Source organism: Janthinobacterium sp. SUN128 (assembly GCF_030587275.1).
In the GTDB taxonomy this organism is placed as follows: domain Bacteria; phylum Pseudomonadota; class Gammaproteobacteria; order Burkholderiales; family Burkholderiaceae_D; genus Janthinobacterium; species Janthinobacterium lividum.
This window is the reverse complement of the sequence record NZ_JAPWHY010000001.1, coordinates 2,216,650-2,240,088: the sequence shown is the minus strand read 5'-3', so window position 1 is coordinate 2,240,088 and position 23,439 is coordinate 2,216,650. Positions and strand designations below refer to the sequence as shown.

The window sequence follows — 23,439 nt, the reverse complement described above, 5'->3', positions numbered from 1 at the left end:
TTTTAATTGTAACAAGCAAAGCGGCACGGGAGCGCAGTCCATGCAAAAAGGCAGAATACATTGTTGAAACGAGATCGCTATCCCACCCTGGCCGCGCGCGCCAGGTCATGGCTGCGCCAGGCCTTGCCGGCCTTGCTGCTGTGCGCCAGCGTGGCCCACGCCGCCGCTCCCCTGGAAGCGGAGTTTGCCGCCGGCTTGAAGGAAGAGGGCCTGGCGGGCGCTGTCTGGAGTGAAGTTTTGCCCGACGGAACAGTCAAAGTTGGCGCGTCCGGCTTGCGCGATGCTGCCAAGCAAATACCCATGCAGGCGGACACGCGCATGCAGGTGGGCTCCGTGGGCAAGGTGGCGCTGGCGCTGGGCATCATGCGCCTGGTCAGCGAAGACCGGCTCACGCTCGACACGCCCCTGCAGCAGGTGCTGCCGGAACTGGCGCTGAAAAACCCGTGGCAAGCCAGCGATCCCGTGCGCATCCGCCACCTGCTGGCGCACACGTCCGGCCTCGATAACGTGCGCTTCTGGCAGGCGTTCAGCCTGAACCCGGCGCCGGACATGCCGCTGGCCGAGGCGTTTGACGGCGGCCGCAATCTGCTGCGCGTGCGCGCGCGGCCCGGCAGCCGTTATGCGTATTCGAACATGGGCTATGGCTTGCTGGGCATGGTGATCGAGAAAGTCACGGGCCAGCCGTACGAGCGTTACCTCGATGCGCAGCTGCTGCAGCCGCTGGGCATGGCGGACAGCACGTTTGCCTTCGTTACGCAAACGGGCCCGCAGCTTGATCCGCGCCTGGCCATGGGCCACTTCGAGCATGGCGTGGCGCAGCCGGCCGTGCCCCAATACCTGCGTCCGGCCGCGCAATTTACCACCACGGCGGCCGACATGGGCAAGCTGGCGCAATTCCTCATGGGCGACGGCAAGCTGCAGGACAAGCAATTCATCGACATGGCGCTGATGGGCGCCTTGTCCGAACCGGCCGGCACGGACGCGGCGCAGGCGGGCCTGGCAACGGGCCACGGCCTGGCGCTTGCCGTGCGCGACCGCCACAATGTGGTGGGCGCCTGCCATCCTGGCACGGCCGTGGGTTTCCGCGCCATGCTGTGCATCTATCCGGAGCAGGACAGCGCCTTCTTCGTGGCCTTCAATACGGATGCGGAGCAGGCCGACTATGAACGCTTCAACCGCCTGCTGCTGCGCGATCTGGAGTTGCCGCTGCGCGCGCCGGCCCCGCGCGGCACGCCCGCGCCCACGGTGGAAAACTGGCAGGGCGTGTACGTGCCGTCGCCCAGCCCCATGGCCAGCATGGCCTGGGTCGATGCCGTCTTTGGCTTTACGCGCCTGAAATGGGATGGCGAGTCGCTGTTCCTGATCCCGTTCCAGGGCGAGCCGAAGGAACTGGAACCGGTGGGCGGCTTGCTGTTCCGCGCCAGCGACCGCAGCACGCCGTCGCACGTGCTGATGCAAGAGGATGGCAAGCATGTGCTCAGCGACGGCTTGCGCAGCTATGAGCGCGCATCGATGCTGCGCATGCTGGTGCTGTGGGGCAGCCTGGCCCTGGGTGCTGCCGGCTTGCTGTATGTGCTGGTGGTGGGCGTGTGGCGCGCTGCGCGGCGCAGCCTGGGGCGGGGCGACCATCTGTTCGCGCCCTTGCTGTCGCTGCTGGCGCTGCTCTTGCCGCTGCCGTTTTTCTATTTCCAGTCCTACCTGCGCCTGGGCGACGTCACCATCGCCAGCGTGCTGCTGGCACTGGCGACAGGCGCGCTGCCGCTGGCGACGGCGTTCGGCCTGGCGCGCTGCTGGCGCAGCTGCGGCACGGCGGCCGAGGCGGGCTCGTGGGCGAAATGGGATTGGGTGGCCTTGCTGGCTGCCTTGCAGCTGCTGCTGGTGCTGGCCTGGTGGGGGTTGCTGCCGCTGCGGCTGTGGCACTTGTAGGTCAGGTCCAGGCAGCCAGCAGCCGGCGCCACCAGCGTTGCGCCGGCCTGGGCTGGCCGCCCTGTTCGGTACGTCCGGCCCGCTTGGCACGATAGCTGGCCGCCGCCATCTGCAGGCCGATGCGGTCCATCGCCGCCATCGCGTCCGCCTCCTGCGGCGACAAGCCCTGCAGCAAGGCTTGCGCACGGGGCTCGCGCAGGAAGGCTGCACGCAGGGCGTCGTCCGTGTACAGTCTTGCCAGGTAGGTTTCCAGTGCGGGGGAACTCATGCGTTTCGGCCCGCGCGCAAGGCCGCGCGCGCCAGCTCCAGCTGGTCCAGCACATGCTCGAACGATGGATAATTGCCGTCGCGTTCGACGATCACCGTCAGGGGCTGGGGCGCCTGGCGCGCCAGCACGGTCAACAGGGCGAAGACGGCGGGCGGCACGTCGTGCAGATGGTCGTCCAGCAGGCGCTGGCCGCCGCCCGGCGCGTCGATCCAGTGGCCGCCGCTCAGGTGCACGGCGCGGACCCTGTCCAGCGGCAAGCGCAGCAGCAGTTCCTCCGGTGCCTCGCCAAAATTGACGGCATTCGCATACAGGTTGTGCAGGTCGAGCAGCAGCGGCACTTGCGCGCCGTGGATGATCTGCGCCAGCCATGCGGCTTCGTCCAGCGTGCTGGCGGGCGGCTGGACCAGGGTGGCGATGTTTTCCATCAGCGGCGCGCTGCCGACGATGCGCGTGGCCAGCGCGATATTGGCGATGGCGCCGGCGGCGCTGTGCGGCGTGCGCGGCGGCGCCGCCAGGTGGCCGATTTCCACGCCGCCGGCGCGCACAAAACTCAGGTGCTCTGACCACGACTCGGCTTGCACCTCGCGCATCAGGCGCGCCATCGCATGCAGGCGGCGCGGGTCGGCCGGTAGCGTCGAGGCCAGCCCCATTCCCACGCCGTGCAGGCTGACGGGCACCTGGCGCGCCAGGCTGCGCAAGGCGGCGATGCCGGCGCGCGAGGCGCGGTAATAGTCGTCGGCGATCACTTCCAGCACGTCGATGTGCGCCAGGTTGGACAGGATGCCGGAAGCCAGTTCGCCGCGCCAGCCCAGGCCGACGCGGTCGCGTGCCGGCCCCTTGTCAGCTGCCACAGCCGCCACCACCGCCGCAACCGCCACAGCCGCCGGAAGAGCCGCCACCGTCGCCGCCGCCGTCGCCACCACCCGATGACGAGTCGCCCGAGCTGCTGGACGAGGAGTCGCCGCCCGTGTTTTTCCGGGGTACCGGGTACAGCTCGGCGACATAGGCGTACACGGACAAGGGCAGGGCGCCGAGGCCGAAGATGGCGGCCAGCAGTGCCATGTCGGCGCTGCTGCTGCCTGGGTTCAGGCGCGACGAGCGCATGTTCAGGCGGCCAAACAGCATGCGCAAGTCGGTCAGCAGCCGCTGTGCGCTCCAGCTGGTCGCCTGGGTGCGCAAGCCGCGCAGCATGAGCAGGAATATCACCAGCAGCAGGGCCAGGAACAGCAGGTTGTAGTGCTGGCGGCTGATGGCGATGACGGCCTTGACGGCGGCCACCGTCAGCAGCAGGTAGCGCGCGGCCCCGGTGATGCGTTCGCGCCGGCGCAGCAGCCGCGGGCCGACCAGCAATTCCTGCCATTTCAAGGAGTCCAGGTAGGCGCGGCACGATGGCAGCATGTCTGCCTGCTCGGCCAGTTCCCTGCTGTGGCCCTGGCGGCCCAGATACAGCCGCAGCACGTCGCGTTCGATGTCGTGATTGGCGAAGCGCAGGCTGTCGGCGCTGGCCGTTTCCAGCAGCGGGCCATCGGCGCGCAGCAAGCCGCGGTCGACCAGCACGATGGCGGCAATTTTCACGGCGTCGAGGGCGCCGCCGCGCAAGAAGGCGATGCGGTAGGGATCATCGGCCAGCGACAGCTTGGCATGCGGATTGCGCAGCTCCTGGCGTATCAGCAGCTCGCGCGCGAGATAGTACACGAGCACGCCGAAGATCAGGTAGGCCAGCAGGAACCATGGCCCGCTCCAGTCAAAGGGATTGAAGCCGTTCACCGCATGTGCTCCTCGTGTTCGCGCAAGTGTCCGGTAATCGTCATCAAGCCTGTAAAGGCGGGCATGGCTTGCCCCGGCGCCAGGCGTGCCGTTTCGCGCGCCGCCGACATGGCTTGCAAGGCGGAGTGCAGGGCAGGGTCGCCCAGCTGGTCGACAAACGCTTCGAGCGCCTGCTTGCCGGACAGCGCGGACTTGCCCTCCAGCTGTGCCAGCGAGGCCGCCGCCGCACGCAGCGGACCGGCTGCGTCGGCGATGGCGCCGGCCAGCTGTTCTTCATTCAGGCTCAATAGCATATACCGTTCGCGCATGCGCACCTGCTGGTTCAGCAGCACTTGCCGCAGCCGGCGCAGCACGGCGTCGCGGCTGGTGTGCAGGCTGGCGAAAGGGTCAAGGCCGTGCAGCACCTTGTGGCGCGCGATGATGTCGGCGAACTTGACGGCGAAGGCGTCGGCGGCCTGCGTCAATTCGCCCTCGAGCAGGAACATCACCTGCAAATCGATGGCGGCGTGCGCCAGGCGCAAGGGCCCGCGCAATGTATCGGCCGCCTGCGGCGTAAAACGCTTGAGCAGCAACAGCAGGTTGACGTCGGAGGTGGCGCGCACCTGGCCATCGGCGGCCGAGCCAAACAGCACGGCGGCGGCAAGGTCGTCACCAAACGCGCTGTGCGCGGCGGCGACAAACACATCCAGGTGGCGTTGTATCTCTTCTGGCAGCGGTGGCGGCATGCGGTGTACTTTCACGATCGGTTGGCGGGATGAACATAAGTTTGCAATATAGCAAACTTATGCCATCGTGCGCGCACCGTCCGCCAGATACGCCAACTCAGGTCAATACGTTGAGCAAGCCATCGAGTCCCACGAAGTTCAGCGCCACGTCGGCCTGCGAGCGCACCACGGGCTTGGCGCGGAAGGCCACGGACAGGCCGGCGATGCCCATCATTTTCAAGTCGTTGGCGCCGTCGCCCATGACGATGGCTTCAGACGGCGAAATACCCATCTCCTTGCACACGCGCTCCACCGTGCGCTGCTTTTCCTCGGCGTCGACGATCCCGCCGAGGACTTTGCCCGTCAGCTTGCCGTCGACGATTTCCAGTTCGTTCGCGTGCGTGTAGTCGAGGCCCAGGCGCTCTTTCAGGCGTTCGGTGAAGAAGGTGAAGCCGCCCGACACCAGCAGGGTTTTCAGGCCGGCCTTCTGCACGGCCGCCAGCATGGCTTGCGCGCCCGGCGACAGTTTCAGGCGCTCGTCGTAGACGCGCTGCAGGGCCGATGCATCGAGCCCTTCGAGCAGGGCCACGCGCTGCTTCAGGCTGGCGCTAAAATCGAGTTCGCCGCGCATGGCCGCTTCCGTGATGGCCGCCACTTGCGGTTTCAATCCCTGCATGTCGGCGATTTCATCGATGCACTCGATGGTGATCAGGGTCGAATCCATGTCCATCGCCACCAGCTTGAATTCACTCAGTTCGCGCTGGCCCATCATGTAGGTGGCGTCCAGCTGCGCCGCCTGGGCCGCCACTTCGATGGTGGGGCGCAGCGCAGGCGAATAGGCGATCTGCTCGCAGCGCACGGCGTTCGGGCCGAGGCGCGTGATGGACGTGGGCGCGGCCAGCGCGGCGATGCGCTCGAGGCGTGCGCTATCGCCGTCAAGGCCCTGCAGGATCAGATTCATGGTGATGGTCTTGGTATTGGTCATGGGGCAGTCCTGCATAGATTGTCGAAATGGTCTACACCGTCAATTGCTTGATGGTGGTCTTGATCTGCGTCACGCGCGCAGCCAGGTCCGGCATGGCGGCCGTGATTTTCAGCTTGTCCTGGCCATGCAGCTTGATATGGCGGTTCTTCTGGATCAAGTCGATGATGCGCATCGGGTCGATGGGCGGCTTGGCCATGAATTGCAGGGTGGCCGCCTCGCCATGCACGTCGATCTTGACGATGCCCACGGTTTTCGCCGCAATGCGCAGGCGGTGCGTCTCGACCAGGGCCTTGACGGCGTCGGGCAGCTTGCCGAAGCGGTCGATCAGCTCTTCCTGGATATCGTCGATCTTGTCCTGCGTGGCGCAGTTGGCCAGGCGCTTGTAGATCGACAGGCGCTCGTGCACGTCGCCGCAGAAGTCGGCCGGCAGCAGGGCCGGCACGTGCAGGTTGATCTCGGTGGTGGACGCCAGCGGCGCCGCCAGGTCCGGCTCCTTGCCCGCTTTCAGCGAGCGCACGGCTTCGTTGAGCATGTCCGAATACAGCTGGAAGCCGATTTCCGTCATCTCGCCCGACTGGCTCTCGCCCAGCACTTCGCCGGCGCCGCGGATTTCCAGGTCGTGCATGGCCAGGTAAAAGCCGCTGCCCAGTTCTTCCATCTGCTGGATGGCGTCCAGGCGGCGCTGCGCCAGTTTGGTCAGGCCCTGCACGTCGTGCACCAGCAGGTAGGCGTAGGCCTGGTGATGCGAGCGTCCCACCCGGCCGCGCAGCTGGTGCAGCTGCGCCAGGCCGAACTTGTCGGCGCGGTGCATGATGATGGTGTTCGCCGTCGGCACGTCGATGCCGGTTTCAATGATGGTCGTGCACAGCAGGATGTTGAAACGCTGGGCGACGAAGTCGCGCATGACCTTTTCCAGGTCGCGCTCGTGCATCTGGCCATGCGCCACGGCGATGCGCGCCTCGGGCAGCAATTCCGTCAGCATGGCCAGGCGGTTCTGGATGGTTTCCACCTCGTTATGCAGGAAGTAGATCTGGCCGCCCCGTTTGAGCTCGCGCAAACACGCTTCGCGGATGATGGCTTCGCCCTCGCTGCGGACAAAAGTCTTGATGGCCAGGCGCTTTTGCGGCGCCGTGGCGATGATGGAAAAGTCGCGCAAGCCTTCCAGCGCCATGCCCAGGGTGCGGGGGATCGGCGTGGCTGTCAGGGTCAGCACGTCCACTTCCGCGCGCAGCGCCTTCAAGGCTTCCTTCTGGCGCACGCCGAACCGGTGTTCCTCATCGATGATGACCAGGCCCAGGCGCGTAAACTTCACGTCGTCGGACAGCAGCTTGTGCGTGCCGATGACGATGTCGATGGTGCCGTCGGCCATGCCCTTGAACGCCTGCGTGATCTCCTTGCCGCTGCGGAAGCGCGACAATTCCGCGATGCGCACGGGCCAGTCGGCAAAGCGGTCGGCGAAGGTTTGCGCATGCTGTTCCGCCAGCAGGGTGGTGGGCGCCAGGATGGCCACCTGCTTGCCGCCCATGACGGCGATGAAGGCGGCGCGCAGCGCCACTTCCGTCTTGCCGAAGCCGACGTCGCCGCACACGAGGCGGTCCATCGGTTTGCCGGAAGTCATGTCCTTGATGACGTTGTGGATGGCCTCGGCCTGGTCCGGCGTTTCGTCGAAGCCGAAGCTGTCGGCGAAGCGCTGGTAGTCGTGCGACGAGAATTCGAACGAGTGGCCCTGGCGCAGCGCGCGGCGGGCATACAGGTTGAGCAGCTCGGCGGCCGTGTCGCGCACCTGTTCGGCGGCGCGCTTTTTCGCCTTTTCCCACTGTCCCGAGCCGAGCGAATGCAGCGGCGCGTCTTCCGGCGAAGCGCCCGAATAGCGGGAAATGACGTGCAGCTGCGACACGGGCACGTACAGCTTGGTGTCCTTGGCGTACTCCAGATGCAAAAATTCCGTCTCGCCTTCGCCCAGGTCCATGCTGGTCAGGCCCATGTAGCGCCCGATGCCGTGGTTGATATGCACGACGGGGTCGCCGATCTTCAGCTCCGACAGGTCGCGCACCATCGATTCGACCTGCGTCACGCCTTCCTGCTTCTTGGTGCCGACGCGGCGGCCGGAACCGGCGTACAGCTCCGTCTCGGTGATGAAGGATAAATTTCCTTCCGGCGTAAACAGCTCGAAGCCCGCGTGCAGAGGCGCCACGCCCAGCATCAGCTTGGCGCTTGATTGCAGGAAGCCGTCGCTGCCTTCCACCGGCGTCAGGTGCAGATCGTATTCGGTGAAGTACTGCTGCAGGGTTTCGCGGCGGCCGTTCGATTCGGCGCAGATCATCACGCGGCGGCCCGATTGCAGCAAATAGCTGCGCAGGTTGGCCAGCGGGTCGTCGGCGCGGCGGTTGACGGCGATGTTCGGCACGGGGGCCGACAGTTCGGACGCCAGCGCATCGTTCGATTTGGCGATCGCCAGGCGCGGATACGGCTTGGCCAGGCCGAAGAACTGCTCGTCGGACAGGAACAGCGATTCGGGCGGCAGGATCGGCCGCTCGCGGTCCGCCTTCAAAAAGCGGTAGCGCGACTGGGTATCGGTCCAGAAGCGGCCAATGGCCGCGTCGATCTCGCCTACCAGGGCCAGCGAGGCGTCTTGTGGCAGGTAGTCGAACAGGGTGGCCGTTTGTTCAAAAAACAGGGGCAGATAGTATTCGATGCCGGCCGAGGCGATGCCGCTGCTGATGTCCTTGTAGACGACCGAGCGCGATGGGTCGCCCTCGAACTGTTCGCGCCAGCGGTTGCGGAAGGTGGTGCGCGCCGCTTCATCCATGGGGAATTCGCGCCCCGGCAGCAGCCGCACTTCATGCACGGGATACAGCGAGCGCTGGGTGTCCGCGTCAAACGTGCGGATGGTCTCGATGGTGTCGCCGAACAGGTCGAGCCGGTAGGGCAAGGCCGAACCCATAGGGAACAGGTCAAGCAGGCCGCCGCGCACCGAGTATTCGCCGGGCGACATCACTTGCGAGACATGGCTGTAGCCGGCCAGGGTCAGCTGCGACTTCAGGCGCGCTTCGTCGAGCTTTTCGCCCTTCTTGAAGAAGAAGGTGTAGGCGGCCAAAAAGGACGGCGGCGCCAGGCGCACGAGGGCCGTGGTGGCCGGCACGATCAGCACGTCGCACTGGCGCGTCTGGATTTCATGCAGGGTGGCCAGGCGCTCGGAGACCAGGTCCTGGTGCGGCGAAAACGCGTCGTAGGGCAGGGTTTCCCAATCCGGCAGCAAATGGCAGCGCAGGTCCTTGCCGCCAAACCACGGGATTTCATCGAGCAGGCGCTGGCCATCGCTGGCCTGCGCCACCACCACGGCCAGCATCTGGCCCCGCGCTTTCAATTCCAGCGCGGCCAGCGCCAGGGCATAGGCGTCGGATGAACCATACAGGGCGGGCAGCGCATAGCGGTTGCCGGGCTTGGGGAGGGCTTTTGTTAAGTCTAAGGACATGCAGGCGATGACACTAGTGGCAGAGGCAGTTGAATGGGACAGCTGTGGTGCGCGCAGCGCCGCCAGTGACGGCGCCGACAGGCGAGATTATAGACCATCACTTATATCTCCGCGCTTGAGAAAACCGTCGTGAGCGGCAGTGATTTGTGGCTAAGAAGCGCAACCGTACTTTAGTACGGTGAGCATCGCAGGCCGCAAAGCACGACGCGCAGCAGGTTTTATCCTGCGCGGACATTCGCAATGCCGAACGGGACATGCACCATCGGGATGGTGCCGCCCGCCGATTTGAGGTGGCTCAACTGGTCATCGAAGAAGATATGCGGCTTGAACACGGCCAGCACGCGGGACTTGTCCATGCCGCCGAGGAAAAACGTTTCGTCGGCCGCCACGCCCCAGCTTTTCAGGGTCGTCACGACCCGCTCGTGCGAGGGCGCATTGCGCGCCGTGATGATGGCGATGCGCAGGATCTTTTTATAGCCGGGATCGCGCCGCTGGGCCCTTTCCTCCAGGCGCTGCATGGTGGCCAGCTTCTGGAACAGGCCGGCCAGCGGGCCGGGGCGGTGCGGCGTACCCACGTTCAGGGTTTCATGGGCGTGGAATTCATCGACGTCGTTATTGCGCTTGAATACGGTTTCCGCTTCGTCGTCAGCGATTACGCCGTCGAAATCGAAGGCCACGCGCAGTTCCTCGTCGTTTTCGTCGTCTTCCGTGCGCGACGGCAGCACCAGGCCGGCCGGATAGTCGCAGGCCAGGGCGCTGCGCACGTCGTCTTCATTCGCGCTGAGGAACAGCGACGCGTTGAAGGCGGGCAGGTAGGGGTAGGGCGACTTGCCCGTCATGAAGGCGGCGCGCGAAATGTCCAGGCCGTAGTGAGCGATGCTGTGCATGACGCGCAAGCCCGTTTCCGGCGAATTGCGCGAAAACAGCACCACTTCCACGGGCGACTGGCGCGGATAGTGCTTGTTGATGTTCAGGAAGCGGCGGATGAAGGGAAAGGCCACGCCGCGCGGCAAGACCGTGTCGATATGCGTTTCCTGGTATTTGCGGTATTCCTCCGGGCCGTTGTCGAGGTAGACCTGGTGCGATTCGGCCAGGTCGAACAGGGCGCTGGAAGCGACCCCGATCACCAGTTTGTGTTCGATAGGATAAGCCATGGTCTGCCTGTTGTTTGCTTGTTGCTCATCTTATACGACTATCAACTGCGTAGCCAATAGTGACGCGCGGGGATTTTTTGCACCAAAGCAGGGCATTGGACGGCTTTTCGATGCCACTGTGCAAGGCGCACCACAGTAAGGAAAGAAATATTGATTTGTATCAAGTATGTAGCTGTCAGCGCGTCCGTTTTCCACTATGCTTCCACTTATAAAATCTCGCCAATTGTAACGAAGCGTACGCCCCATCCCCGCCGCCTTTATACAAGTGTCAGCTGTTTTACTCGAACATGCCAGCCCCGACTTCGCCAGCAGTCTTCGTGACTTTATAAAGGACCTCGCCATGTTTAAGAATTTACTGATCAAATGGAAGTTGGCGACGCTTGTCGCCGTGATGATGGTGGCCTTGCTGGTGGTGGGCATCAGCGGCTACACGGGCATCGCCACCGTGGGGCGCGCCGTCAATGAAATCGGCGTGGTGCGCCTGCCGTCGATCCAGGGCTTGATGATGATCAGCGAAGGCCAGACGGCCGTTGCCGCCGCCACCCTGACGGCCGCCATCTATGAAAACAATTACCAGGCACAGGATAAGTTCGCGGAAGCGCTGCAGCTGCGCACCAAGGCCTGGAACAATATCGAGGCGGGCCGCAAGCTGTACGAACCGCTGCCGCAGACCACCGAGGAAGCCGCGCTGTGGCAGCGCTTCCAGGGCGAGTGGACGGCCTGGAAGGCGGACGACGACAAGGTGCGCGCCATCTTGCGCCAACTGGCCGACAACCGCGACGAGCCGCGGCAGAAAGAGTTGTTCGTGGCGTTCTACAAGCAGTACCAGGATTCGCGCGCGCTGTTCGGCAAGGCCGAAGGCACGCTCAACGACATTATCAAGCTCAATAACGGCGTGGCCGACGCCAGCGTCAAGGACGGCAGCGCGGCCGTCATCCGCTCGGAAAGCCTGATGGTCATCCTCGGCTTGCTGGCCTCCGCGCTGGGCATCGGTTGCGCCGCCTACATCACGCGCGCCATCACGCAGCCGATCAACTCGGCCGTGAAAGTGGCGCAGACGGTGGCCTCGGGCGACCTGACCAGCCACATCGAGGTGCACACGACGGAAGAAACGGGCCAGCTGCTGCAGGCGCTCAAGGACATGAATTCCAGCCTGGTCAGCATTGTCGGCCAGGTACGCAGCGGCACGGAGACCATCGCCACGGCCTCGTCGGAAATTGCCAGCGGCAACCTGGACCTGTCCTCGCGCACGGAAGAGCAGGCCAGTTCGCTGGAAGAGACGGCGTCGTCGATGGAAGAGCTGACGTCCACCGTGCGGCAGAACGCCGACAATGCCCAGCAGGCCAACCAGCTGGCGCTGAGCGCCTCGGGCGTGGCCGTGAAAGGCGGTGAAGTGGTAGGCAAGGTGGTGCAGACCATGGACGCCATCAACGACTCGTCGCGCAAGATCGTCGACATCATTTCCGTCATCGACGGCATCGCCTTCCAGACGAATATCCTGGCCTTGAATGCGGCCGTGGAAGCGGCGCGCGCGGGCGAGCAAGGGCGCGGTTTCGCCGTCGTGGCGACGGAAGTGCGTAATCTTGCCCAAAGATCCGCTGGCGCAGCGAAAGAGATCAAGACCCTGATCGGCGACTCCGTGGTGGCGGTCGACGCGGGCAGCAAGCTGGTGGCCGAGGCGGGCAACACGATGGCCGAAATCGTCTCCAGCGTGCAGCGCGTGACGGACATCATGGCGGAAATCAGCCTGGCCACGCAGGAGCAAAGCTCGGGCATCGACCAGATCAACCAGGCCATCGGCCAGATGGACCAGGTGACGCAGCAGAATGCGGCCCTGGTGGAAGAGGCGGCCGCCGCGGCCGAATCCCTGCAGGAGCAATCGGGCCAGCTGGCCGACGTGGTCAGCGTCTTCAAGATCGATGGCGCCCAGGCGCCTGCCGCGCGCGCAAACGCGAACGCAAAGCCGGCCGCGCCGCGCGCCGCGCTGGCCAGCGCCGCGCCGAAGCGTCCGGCAGCGGGTCCTGCATCGCGTCCCGCATCACGCCCCACCGCAGGCCGCCCGGTCTTGCACGCCGTGCCATCCCAGCGCCAGAGCGCGCCGCGCGACGACGAGTGGGAAGTGTTCTGACGGATTGACGGCGCCAGCATGCGCTTCCGGACGGCCGCCTTGCGCGGCCGTTTCCACATGCGCGCACAGGTTCGCACTGCGGTTACTACTTACTAAAAAAACAGCGTTATAAGAATAGCTGTTTTGCCATCTAAGCAAATCTTTTCAAAACTTAACGCGACATTGCTTGTGAGATAACTCACACTGCCTGCCGTACCACCCTTGTTCCCGCCTCGGCCACATCCCGGCTGACCCCTCCGCCTGCTGCGTCCAGCCATTCGTGGCAGGCGGCAGCCATTGCCGTCAGCCTTGCATGCGAGCCCGGCGCGATGACCGATGCACCACACTGAAGGATGCGAATAAAGATGGCAAATATGAAAATCGGCACGCGCCTGCGCTGCTCCTTTGCGTTGTTGACCTTGCTGCTGCTGGCGACCGCCGTGCTGGGCATGCTGCGCCTGTCCAGCCTGGAACTGCGCATGCGCGACGTGATCGATGACAAATATCCGAAAACCGTGCTGGCCAACGACATCATCAAGAATGTCAACATCATCGCGCGCTCCTCGCGCAACCTGCTGCTGATGACGGAGCCGCAGCAGCTGGCGCAGGAACGCGCCACCATCGCCAGGGCGGGCGGCGAAACGGAAAAGGGCCTGGCGCAGCTGGAAAAAGTGGTGCTGTCGCCGCAGGGCCGCCAGCAGATGGCGGCCGTGACGCAGGCGCGCGCCACGTTCAACGGCGGCCGCGACAAGGTACTGGCCCTGCTGGAAGAAGGGGCGCGCGACGAAGCGACCAGTTTGCTGCTCGGCACCGTGCGCGGCGACCAGCTGCGCTACATGGCGGCGCTGGAAAGCCTCATCGCGCACCAGCATGACCTGATGGAGGAGGCGGGCGCCCAGGTGCGCCACGAATACGCCACGGCGCGCAACATGATGCTGGCACTGAGCGCGCTGGCCGTGCTCTTTTCGCTCGTCACGGCCTGGCTGGTCACGCGCAGCATCGTCAATCCGCTGCGCCATGCCCTGACCGTGGCGCAGACCGTGGCCGCAGGTGACCTGACATCGACCTTCGGCCGCCACGGCGGCGATGAAACGGGCAAGCTGCTCGACGCGCTGTGCATCATGAACGGCAACCTGCTCGACATCGTGCAGCAGGTGCGCAGCGGCACCGACACCATCGCCACGGCGTCGTCGCAGATCGCAGCCGGCAATATCGACCTGTCGTCGCGCACCGAGGAGCAGGCCAGCTCGCTCGAACAGACGGCGTCGGCCATGGAGGAACTCAGCTCCACCGTGCAGCAGAACGCGGACAATGCCCGCCACGCCAGCGTGCTGGCCGTCGAGGCGGCGAATATCGCCGGCGCCGGCGGGCAAGCCGTCGGGCAGGTGATCCATACCATGGACGCCATCAGCGCTTCCTCGGCGCAGATCGCCGACATCATCGGCGTGATCGACATGCTGGCCTTCCAGACGAATATCCTGGCCCTGAACGCGGCCGTGGAAGCGGCGCGCGCGGGCGAGCAGGGGCGCGGCTTTGCCGTCGTGGCGACGGAAGTGCGCAACCTGGCGCAGCGCAGCGCGGCGGCGGCGCGCGATATCCGCGCCCTGATCGCCAATTCCACGCAGCAGGTGGACGCGGGCGCGGCCCTCGTGGCGCAGGCTGGCGCCACGATGCAGGAAGTGGTGGCGGCCGTGGGCCGTGTCAGCCAGATGGTGGCCGACATCACGGCTGCCAGCGCGGAGCAAAGCACGGGCATCGGCCAGGTCAGCCAGGCGGTGCTGCAGATGGATGAAGTGACGCAGCAGAATGCGGCCCTGGTGGAAGAGGCGGCGGCCGCGTCGCAATCGCTGGAAGGCGAGGCGGCGAAGCTGCTGCAGGTGGTCAGCGTGTTTCGCCTGCAGCAGGGGCCGGCGCACACCTTGCCGCGCCGCAGCGTGCCGGCCGCGCCGCGCCTGCTGGCCTAGTGGCGCGCCTGGCAAGGTTCTGGCTCGGCTGCGTCATGCTGTGGCGGGCGCGGCGCCAGACGCGGGTTGGGCCGGCAGGCACACCGGTGGCGTCGGCGCGCAGCCGGGAGCTGCAGGCGCGCCTGGACAGCGCCATTGTCGATGGCGAGTTCCGCTTTCACTACCAGGGCAAGTTCGATACGGCGCAACTGCGCCTGGTCGGCCTGGAAGCACTGCTGCGCTGGGAGCATCCGCGCCATGGCCTGATCTACCCGAACGAATTCATCGGCCTGGCCGAGCAGACGCAGGCCATCGCGGCGCTGGGCAACTGGGGCATCGATGCGGCTTGCCGCCAGCTGGCGCAGTGGCGCGCGGCTGGCCTGCCTTTGGTGCCGGTCGCGGTGAATGTCTCGGCGCGCCAGCTGTGCCAGCCGCACTTGCCTGACTTCGTGCTGGGCTGCCTGCGGCGCCACGCCATTCCTCCCGGCCTGCTGGAGCTGGAAGTGACGGAAAGCTGCTGCATCGACGACATGGCGCAGGCGGCGCAGGGATTGCGCCAGCTGCGCGCACTGGGCCTGAGCATTTCGCTTGACGATTACGGCACCGGCCATTCGGGCTTGAGCCATGTCAGGATGCTGCCGATTCACACCATCAAGATCGACCGCTCCTTTATCCGCGACCTGGATGGCAGCGCAGGCAGTGATGCCGTGATCGTCGCCTCGACCATTGCGCTGGCGCATGGCCTGGGCTTGCAGGCGCTGGCCGAGGGCGTGGAAAACGGGGAACAGCTGGCGCAGCTGCGGCGGCTGGGCTGCCCGCAGGTGCAGGGTTTTTATCTGCACCGCCCGGCGCCTGCGGCCGAGGTGGCCGCGCTGCTGTCCGCCGGCCTTGTAACAGTGCCGAAACATGGCGCCATGCGGCATGGCGCGGATGCTCAGTAGAATATGGCCACTGCAAGCCGCGTGCTTTAACACCTTCTCCTCCACGCAAGAATGATAAACAGTCCTGTCCCGGCCTATGTCTTTGGCCCGTTTCGCCTTTTGCCGCTAGAACGCCTGCTGTTCGAGGGCGATCGCGCGCTGCGCCTGGGCAGCAGGGCCATGGACTTGCTGCTGGCCCTGCTGGAGCGCGCCGGCGACATCGTCGACAAGCATGAACTGGTGGCCATCGTCTGGCCCAATGCCGTGGTCGACGACGCGACCTTGCGCGTGCACCTGGCGGCGCTGCGCAAGGCGCTTGGCGATGGCCGCGATGGCCAGCGCTACATCACCACCATCCCCGGGCGCGGCTACGGCTTCCTGGCGCCGCTGGCGCACACGGGCGGGCCGGCGTCCGGTGCGGCGGGCGCCGAACCGCGGCATAACCTGCCCGTCATGCTGACGCGCATGCTGGGCCGCGCCGAGGTGCTGCAAACGATGGCCAACCAGCTGCTGCAATTGCGCCTGCTGTGCATTGCCGGTCCGGGCGGCATCGGCAAGACCACCCTGGCAGTCGTCCTGGCCACGCGCGTGCTGCGCCGCTATGCCGACGGCGTATGTTTCGTCGACCTGTCGCCGCTGGACGAGGGCCGCCTGGTGCCGCTGGCGCTGGCCACGGCGCTGGGCGTGGCGGTGCCGGCCGGCGATGCCATGCCGATCCTGCTGGCCTACCTGCGCCCGCGCCACATGCTGCTCGTGCTCGATAACTGCGAACACGTGATCGGCGCGGCCGCCACCCTGGCCGACGCCTTGCTCAAGGGCGCGCCGCTGCTGCACGTACTGGCCACCAGCCGCGAGCCGCTGCGCCTCACCAGCGAACAGCTGCAGCGCCTGCCCGCGCTGGAATTGCCGCCGGCCGATGCCGTGCCCGATGCGGCGGCGGTCCGGCACTTCGCCGCGGTGCAGCTGTTTTGCGAACGCTGCGCGGCCGTCGACGATACTTTCGTGCTGGCCGACGCCGACGTGCCCGTGGTGGTGGATATCTGCCGGCGCCTCGATGGCATTCCGCTGGCGCTGGAGCTGGCGGCCGGGCGCATCGGCCATTTCGGCTTGCACGAATTGCGCCGCCAGCTCGACGACCGCTTTCGCCTTCTCACGCGCGGCGCGCGCAACATGCCCTTGCGCCACCAGACCTTGCGCGCCACCCTGGACTGGAGCTACGGCCTGCTCGACGCGCAAGAGCGCCAGGTGCTGCAGGCGCTGAGCGTGTTCAGGAGCCGCTTCCGGCTGGAGTCGGCCAGCGCCGTGGCGGGATGCGACGTGTTCGACACGCTGGCCGACCTGGCCGCCAAGTCCCTCGTCAGCATCGAGTTTTGCTGCCAGCATGTGTATTACCGGCTGCTCGACACCACGCGCGCCTATGCTGGCGCGCAGCTGTCGGCGGGCGGGGGCGAGGGTGCCGTGCTGCTGCGCCATGCGCGCCATTGCCTGGGACTGGCCGGACGCATCGCCGCCGACTGGGCAAGCATGCCGCCGGCCCGCTGGAGCGCGTGCTATGGCCGCCATGTCGATGACCTGCGCGCCGCCATCGACTGGGCTTTCGGCGAGGAGGGCGACGTGGCGCTGGGCGTGGCGCTGACCTTGGCCGCGCAAACCCTGTTCTATCAGCTGTCGCTGATGGATGAATACCGCGTGCGCGTCGAGCGGGCGCTCGAGCGCATGGCCGCGCATGCGGTGGACGATCCCGACAGCGAGATGCAGCTGCATGCCTCGCAGGCGCACTTGCTGCTGCATACGCAGGGCATCACCGGCACCATGCTGCGTTCGTTCCAGCGCGGCTATGCGCTGGCCATGCGCACGGACGATGGCAGCCGCCGCGCCGAAGCCATTTGCGGCATGTGGATCTGCAGCCTGAAGCTGGCCGATTTCCAGCGCGCCGACAACTACGTCACCGAGCTGGCCGTCCTGTGCGCAACGCGCGACGACATGGCGATGCGCCTGGTGCTGGCGCGCATGCGCTCCGTGGGCGAATATGTGCAGGGACGCTACGCGCAGTCGGCGGCGCTGGCGCGCATGGTGCTGGCGCATCCCGAGGGCGCGGCGCAGCTCGGTTTCAACAATGCCTTGCTGGCCGATCACCAGGTTTGCCTGCGCGGCACGCTGGCGCGCTGCTTGTGGATGCAGGGCCGCCCCGACGATGCCCTGGTCCTGGCGCGCGAGGCGGTGGCGGTGGGCTTCGAGCACAATGGCGTCACGCTGTGCGTGGCGCTGGCCATCAATGCCATTCCTGTCGCCCTGTGGTGCGGGCAGCGGGAACTGGCGCATGCGTGGATTTGCCTGCTGTGCGAACACGCGGCCCGCTATGGCTTGCTGTACTGGAGCGCCTGGGGCGCCGCCTACCAGCGCCTGCTCGACGGGGGCGAGGCGATGGCGCCATTCCCCTGGCCGTCGGTGCGCAGCTGGCCGATACAGGTCGATTTGATGGCTACCCTGCACGACGCGGCCGCCGATAGCCAGGCGCTGCGGCGCGCGCGCATGGGCCTGGCGCCGTGGAGCGCACCCGAAGTGCTGCGCCGCGACGCGCACCACCGCTGGCGGGCGCTGGCGCAAGACGATGCGGCCGGCCTGGAAGCGGTGCGGGCGCAGCTGGAAGAAGCGCTGCTGCTGGCCAGGGGCCAGCAGGCGCCGGGCTGGGAACTGCGCTGCGCCACCAGCCTGGCGGCCGTGCTGCAGGCGCAAGGCCGCGGTGCCGCCGCGCATGCCGTGCTGGCTCCTGTCCATGCGGGCTACCGGCAGGGGCGCGAGAGCACGGACGTGATGGCGGCGGCAGCCTTGCTGGCGCAGCTGGCCTGATGGCTATTCGTAGGCGCCCAGTCGGCGCTGTTCCTCCGGCGAGAAACTGGCGTCGCGCAGCCGCTGCAGGGCTGCCGCATCCTGCGCGCCGCCGGGCAGGCCGGCCTGTTGCGCCTTGGCCGCCTGGTACGCGATGATGCGCTGCTGCCACTGCGATTCCTCGCGGTCCAGTTCCGCCAGGCGCGCCGCCGCTGCCGGCGTGAACGTGCTGGCGCGCAGGCGGTAGACTTCATTGTCGCCGCCGCCCTGTGCCCGCAAGGTCTTGACGGAGGCGTCCAGCTGCGCCACCTGCAGCGGCGCGTCGCGCGCGGCGCGCTGGGCCGGCGACAATTTCTGGTCCAGCGCGGCCAGTTGCGCCTGGCGCTGCGCTTCGTCGAGCGAGGCGTCGCCGAGTATGGCCATGCGCGCCACGGCGTCGTCGTCATACGCGTCGCTGGCGCCGAACAGGCCGGCGCTTTCCTCGGCTGTAAAGTAGTTGCCGCGCAAGGCGCGCATGGCTTGCAGGCGCGCGCGCGCCGCCAGGGCCGCATCGGCTTGCGCCGGCAAGGCCTGTTCCGCGCCGGCCAACGCCTGCTTGTAGGCCAGGTACGCGCCCAGCAGGCGCTTGGCTTCGCGGGCGGGGACGGGCGCCAGGCGCCGGTCCAGTTCCGCCTCGATCTGGCTGCGGATGGCGGCCAGCGGCTTTTCGCCGAGGCCCGCCAGGTAGTAGTCGAACAGGTGGCCCAGTTCCGCGTCGACCACCAGCTTGTCGCCGGGTGCCACCGTCACGTTGCCGTCGGGCCGCGTGCCTTCCATCGAGCGCACGAACGCGAACAGGTCCGGTTCCGCCTTTTCCGGCGGCGGGGCGGGCGGCTCCCCGGGGCGCAGCACCAGGTACAGGGCCAGGGCCGCCAGGCTGCCGCCGATGATCCATTTCGCGTTCGTGCGCATCGTAGGCTCCTTACAGTCCCAGGCCTTGCAGGCGGTTGGCTTGCTGGCGGAAGACCGTGACGGGGTTCGTCTCGAACAGGTTGATGATGCCGACGAACTGGTTGACTTCATCGAGATGGTTCATGGCGTAGTCGTCGCGGATCACCTTGCCCAGGTGGCTGGAGCAGCTGCTGACCAGGCCATCGTTCTTGACGCCGCCGAAGGCCAGGCTGATGGCGGCCAGCAGCGGGTCGCCCACGTCGAGCACATTCGTGTACGGTTGCGCGCCGCTCCACGAAAAGTAGTGCACGCCTTGCACCTGGTAGGCGCCTTCGCCGCAGGCGGAGGTGGGCACGCCTTGCGGGTGGCGGCTGTTGAAAGCCAGCGAGCCGGCCGTCGACAGCGACGCCAGCGAGGCGCCCGCGTTTTGCGGCAAACCTTTGTTGCCCGACAAAATGCCGATCAGGGAGGCGAGCGCATTGCCCAGCGCGCCGCTGGTGTTGGGTATGGCGCCGCTGAGGATATCGGCTACCTTGGAGCCTTTGTTGACGCCGGCCACGCTGGTGACGGACGCCACCAGGTCGGGGCGCACGGAGGCGACATAGCGGGCCGTGGGGCCGCCATGGCTATGGCCGATCAAATTGACTTTGGCCGCGCCGGTGGCGGCGAGGATTTGCCGCACCTGCGACAGCAGCTGTTCGCCGCGCACTTCCGTGCTGTTGGCGGCCGACACGGTGGTCACATACACTTGCGCGCCGCCGCTGCGCAGGGCGGCGGGGACGCCGTAAAAATATTCGACGGGACCGAGCTTGTCGAAGCCGAACAGGCCGTGCACCAGCACGATCGGGTACTTCGTCTGCGTGTAGCCGGCGGCGCTGGCGCTGCCGGGCAGGATGGCGAGGGAAAGCAGAAGGGTGGATAGCAGTTGCCAAAAGCGAGTCTTCATTTTGTCTCCGTTATGTATTATTAATAGTGGAAATGAGTGGAAATGTCGATGCTGTAGCGATGAACCGCGCGCTCCTGTACATTCTCGATGTATTAAAAATAGCGAGCGCTCGGTTTTTTGAATGTAGCACTGCTGGATTTAAATTGCATTTGAATTGCATGATGCAGCGCAATAACTGTGGGAATTTGACGTTGCTTATATGCCCATTGCATAGTTGAAAAGTCAAATAGTTGTTTTCCTGAGCTATAATCGGCCCGGCATCAGCCGTCCCGCCGTCTTGCCATGCCGCGTCCAGGCATGGCATGGATATCGCTCCTACACCGTTACTTGGGAATGCACTTGTCGACCCATTTTAATTTTGAACAGTTTCAGCAGATGACGCCTTTGAATGGCGAAAACATCTGGGAATATATTCTTGACCGCCACGCGGAACGTATCGGCGTCAAGCGCCGCAAGCCGGCGCTGGAAAATCTTGAACGCATCTTCGTCGCCACCTTCCGCCTGGCCAATGACGTGGGTTTCCGCGCCATGAGCTTGCGTGACCTGTGCCGCGAGACGGGACTGTCGATGGGCGGCCTGTATGGCTACATCACCAGCAAGGACCAACTGGCTGAAATGATCGAGGACGTGGTGCGCCACGCCACGCAAGCGTTGCCCTTGCTGTTCGCCGACGTGAAGTCGCCGCTGGACCGCCTGGAGGCGATGATACGCTCGTCGATCTACCTGTCCGAAGTGCTGCAGCCGTGGTTTTATTTTGTCTTCATGGATTCGCGCGTGCTGCAGGTGGAGCAGCGCAGCATGGCGAAGAATTCGGAACTGTATGTGCAGACCCTGATCGCCGCCACCATCGGGGAAATCGAGCCGAAGCCGCAGGGCCATCCCACCTTGCTGGCCGCGCACTGCCTGGCACTGTTCCAGGACTGGTACGTGAAACGCTGGAAATACCGCGCGGCGAAGGTCAATGTCGACGATTTCGCCGATAGCGTCGTCAGTACGGTGCGCGGGTATTTGAGCATGGTCAAGGCGCCGTAAGGACGCCATCGAAAAAAAGCCAGGATATCTCCTGGCTTTTTCACTAGTTCGTTTCCACCGGCACCGTCTCCGGCACTGCCGCCGGATCCGTCGGCGTCTCGACATCCATATCCAGCGTTTTCACACCGTTCATGTCGATGAATTCGTCGTACAGCCATTCGCCATCGACCTGGCTCAGGCCCGCCGGCACGGCGCGCGTGATTTGCGGGCGCGCCGACAGGGCCGTGCGCATGTAGTCGATCCAGATCGGCATGGCCAGGGTCGAACCGAATTCGCGCCCGCCCAGGGACTTGGGCTCGTCATAGCCCATCCACGCCACGGCCACGATGCCGCCGCCATAGCCGGCGAACCAGCCGTCGACGGCGTCGCTGGTGGTGCCCGTCTTGCCGGCGATGTCGCTGCGGCCCAGCTTTTTCGTCGCCGCCGCGCCCGTGCCGGTGCGCGCCACTTCGCGCAGCATGCTGTCCATCACGAAGGCGTTGCGCGGGTCCAGCGCCAGGGTCTTGTCGTCGTTCGGCGCGGGCGGCTTGGTCTGCATCAGCACCGTGCCCTTGGCGTCGACGATGCGGTCGATCAAATACGGTTCCACCTGGTGGCCGCCATTGGCGAACAGGGCGTAGGCGCCCGCCATCTGCACGGGCGTGACGGAACCCGTGCCCAGCGCCATGGTCAGATTGCTGGGCTGGCGGGCCGGGTCGAAGCCGAATTTTTCCATGAAGTCGTGCGTGTACGACACGCCCAGCGCGCGCAGGATGCGTACCGAGGCCACATTCTTCGACTGCGCCAGCGCGTAGCGCATGGTGATGGGACCATCGAACTTGAAGTCGTCATTCTGCGGCGCCCAGACCTTGCCGCCCGCCTGCATTTCCAGCGGCGCGTCGTTGATCAGGGTGGCCGGCGAAAAGCCTTTTTCCAGCGCCGCCGAATACACGAACGGTTTCATGGCCGAACCGGGCTGGCGCCACGCCTGCGTCACGTGGTTGAATTTTTGCAGGTTGTAGTCGAAGCCGCCCACCATGGCGTGGTAGGCGCCTGTCTCCGCGTCCAGCGAGACGAAAGCGGCGGCCACCAGCGGCACTTGCGTGATGGCCCAGTTGCCCTTGGCGTCCTGGGTGATGCGGATCACGGCGCCCGGGCGCAGCTTGATGCCGGCGCTCGCCTTGGCGGACAGCGCCGGGGCGGCAAAGCGCAAGCCGTCGCCCGTGATGGCCTTGGCGTCGCCATCGCCCGTGTCGGCGATCACTTTGCCGCTCACCACTTCCGTGACGACGGCGGCGATCAGGCCGTCGCTGTCCGGGCGTTTTTGCAGTGCCGCGTCGATGGCGTCGTCGCGCTGCTCGGCCTCAAGCGGCATGTCGATGAAGGTCTCCGGGCCGCGGTAGCCGTGGCGCTGGTCGTAGGCGATGACGTTGCGGCGCGTCGAGGCGTAGGCCGCGTCCTGGTCGGCCTTCAAAATCGTCGTGTAGACGCTGATGCCCTTGGTGTAGCTGTCTTCCTTGAACTGCGCAAACACGGCCTGGCGAGCCAGTTCGGCCACGTATTCGGCGTGCGTGTCGAACCCCTGCTTGCCGCGGGTATTGATATGCAGCGGTTGGGCCAGCGCCTGCCGGTACTGGCCTTCGCTGATGTAATCAAGTTCGCGCATGCGTTTCAATACCAGCTGCTGGCGCGCGTGCGCCTTTTTCGGATTGCTGATCGGGTTGTGGCGCGAGGGGTTTTGCGGCAGTCCGGCCAGCATGGCCATTTCCGCGATCGACAGTTCCGACAGGGGCTTGCCGAAATACGTCTGCGCCGCGCTGCCGAAGCCGAACGAGCGCTGGCCCAGGTACATCTGGTTCATGTACAGCTCGAGAATCTGGTCTTTCGACAGGGCAGCCTCGATTTTCAGGGCCAGCATGATTTCATTGAGCTTGCGCGAGGCGACTTTTTCACGCGTCAGGAAGAAGTTGCGCGCCACCTGCATGGTGATGGTGGAGCCGCCGCCGTGGCCAAAGCCGTGGCGCAGGTTCGACAGCACGGCGCCGCCGGCGCGCACGAAGTCGATGCCGTGGTGTTCGTAGAAGCGGCCATCTTCGATGGCCAGCAAGGCCTTTTTCATCATTTCCGGCACTTGCGCGATCGGCACGAAGTCGCGGTGCTCTTCGCCGAACTCGCCGATCAGCACATTGTCGGCCGTGTACACGCGCAGCGGTATCTTCGGCTGGTAGTCCGTGATGACGTCCAGTTCGGGCAGGCGGGGGCGCACGTACAGGAACAGCCAGGCGGCCAGCAGCACGGCTGCGGCCAGCGCGGCGCAGCCGGCGATGATGAAGCCGCGCACGGCGGCGCGGCGGGAAGGCCAGGGGAATCCGGTTCGTTTGGCAGTCAAGGCAGTCTCACGTGAGCGTGCAAGGCACGGTGGCAGCGATTATAGACCAATGCGCCAGCGCTTCCTGTGCGGGCGTGGCGGCGGG

The 23,439-nt window shown here is 65.8% G+C and carries 16 protein-coding genes; 6 read left to right on the top strand and 10 right to left on the bottom strand.

Annotated features, from left to right (window positions below; genetic code table 11):
• The first annotated feature begins 63 nt into the window (after positions 1-63).
• Positions 64-1,926 carry a serine hydrolase gene (locus O3297_RS10135; protein ID WP_305048589.1) on the top strand — a complete coding sequence of 621 codons (1,863 nt, stop codon included), beginning with the start codon at positions 64-66 and terminating at the stop codon, positions 1,924-1,926.
• 1 nt (position 1,927) lies between these two features.
• Here O3297_RS10135 and O3297_RS10130 read toward each other — a convergent pair whose 3' ends face one another.
• The 7 genes from O3297_RS10130 to O3297_RS10100 form a co-directional block, all read right to left on the bottom strand.
• The gene (locus tag O3297_RS10130) at positions 1,928-2,194 is read right to left on the bottom strand and encodes a hypothetical protein (protein WP_305048588.1); all 267 of its coding nucleotides are present in this window, start codon (positions 2,192-2,194) and stop codon (positions 1,928-1,930) included.
• Positions 2,191-3,045: a DUF692 family multinuclear iron-containing protein gene (locus O3297_RS10125; RefSeq protein ID WP_305048587.1), complete on the bottom strand. Its 855-nt coding sequence runs from the start codon at positions 3,043-3,045 to the stop codon at positions 2,191-2,193. The genes O3297_RS10130 and O3297_RS10125 overlap by 4 nt, the downstream gene beginning before the upstream one ends.
• Complete coding sequence (locus O3297_RS10120) at positions 3,035-3,961, bottom strand: TIGR04222 domain-containing membrane protein (RefSeq protein WP_305048586.1); 927 nt, start codon at positions 3,959-3,961, stop codon at positions 3,035-3,037. Before O3297_RS10120 ends, O3297_RS10125 begins: the two co-directional genes overlap by 11 nt.
• The gene (locus tag O3297_RS10115; protein WP_305048585.1) at positions 3,958-4,686 is read right to left on the bottom strand and encodes a nucleotidyltransferase domain-containing protein; all 729 of its coding nucleotides are present in this window, start codon (positions 4,684-4,686) and stop codon (positions 3,958-3,960) included. Before O3297_RS10115 ends, O3297_RS10120 begins: the two co-directional genes overlap by 4 nt.
• Before the next feature lie 97 nt (positions 4,687-4,783).
• Positions 4,784-5,626, bottom strand: a complete 843-nt coding sequence (serB, locus tag O3297_RS10110; protein ID WP_070256887.1) for a phosphoserine phosphatase SerB — start codon at positions 5,624-5,626, stop codon at positions 4,784-4,786.
• Positions 5,627-5,681: 55 nt separating this feature from the next.
• A complete protein-coding gene (mfd, locus tag O3297_RS10105) occupies positions 5,682-9,125 on the bottom strand; it encodes a transcription-repair coupling factor (RefSeq protein ID WP_099393958.1) in 3,444 nt (1,147 codons plus the stop codon).
• 218 nt (positions 9,126-9,343) lie between these two features.
• A complete protein-coding gene (locus O3297_RS10100) occupies positions 9,344-10,279 on the bottom strand; it encodes a 5'-nucleotidase (protein WP_034782963.1) in 936 nt (311 codons plus the stop codon).
• Positions 10,280-10,619: 340 nt separating this feature from the next.
• Between O3297_RS10100 and O3297_RS10095 the strand changes: the two genes are divergently transcribed.
• From O3297_RS10095 to O3297_RS10080, 4 genes are all read left to right on the top strand, one after another.
• On the top strand, positions 10,620-12,407 hold the full coding sequence (locus O3297_RS10095; RefSeq protein WP_305048584.1) for a methyl-accepting chemotaxis protein: 1,788 nt from the start codon (positions 10,620-10,622) through the stop codon (positions 12,405-12,407).
• Positions 12,408-12,751: 344 nt separating this feature from the next.
• Complete coding sequence (locus tag O3297_RS10090) at positions 12,752-14,350, top strand: methyl-accepting chemotaxis protein (protein WP_305048583.1); 1,599 nt, start codon at positions 12,752-12,754, stop codon at positions 14,348-14,350.
• A gap of 35 nt (positions 14,351-14,385) precedes the next feature.
• Complete coding sequence (locus tag O3297_RS10085; RefSeq protein ID WP_305048582.1) at positions 14,386-15,270, top strand: bifunctional diguanylate cyclase/phosphodiesterase; 885 nt, start codon at positions 14,386-14,388, stop codon at positions 15,268-15,270.
• A gap of 99 nt (positions 15,271-15,369) precedes the next feature.
• Positions 15,370-18,099, top strand: coding sequence for a winged helix-turn-helix domain-containing protein (locus O3297_RS10080; protein ID WP_305048581.1), 2,730 nt, complete (start codon positions 15,370-15,372; stop codon positions 18,097-18,099).
• A gap of 3 nt (positions 18,100-18,102) precedes the next feature.
• Here the strand turns inward: O3297_RS10080 and O3297_RS10075 are convergent, their stop codons facing one another.
• Positions 18,103-19,029, bottom strand: a complete 927-nt coding sequence (locus O3297_RS10075) for a lipase secretion chaperone (protein ID WP_305048580.1) — start codon at positions 19,027-19,029, stop codon at positions 18,103-18,105.
• Between the two features lie 10 nt (positions 19,030-19,039).
• Positions 19,040-19,954, bottom strand: a complete 915-nt coding sequence (locus O3297_RS10070; protein ID WP_305048579.1) for a triacylglycerol lipase — start codon at positions 19,952-19,954, stop codon at positions 19,040-19,042.
• Between the two features lie 375 nt (positions 19,955-20,329).
• Here O3297_RS10070 and O3297_RS10065 point away from each other — a divergent pair, with 375 nt between their 5' ends.
• Complete coding sequence (locus tag O3297_RS10065) at positions 20,330-20,986, top strand: TetR/AcrR family transcriptional regulator (RefSeq protein ID WP_305048578.1); 657 nt, start codon at positions 20,330-20,332, stop codon at positions 20,984-20,986.
• Between the two features lie 43 nt (positions 20,987-21,029).
• Here O3297_RS10065 and O3297_RS10060 read toward each other — a convergent pair whose 3' ends face one another.
• On the bottom strand, positions 21,030-23,354 hold the full coding sequence (locus O3297_RS10060; protein ID WP_305048577.1) for a penicillin-binding protein 1A: 2,325 nt from the start codon (positions 23,352-23,354) through the stop codon (positions 21,030-21,032).
• Between the last annotated feature and the right edge of the window lie 85 nt (positions 23,355-23,439).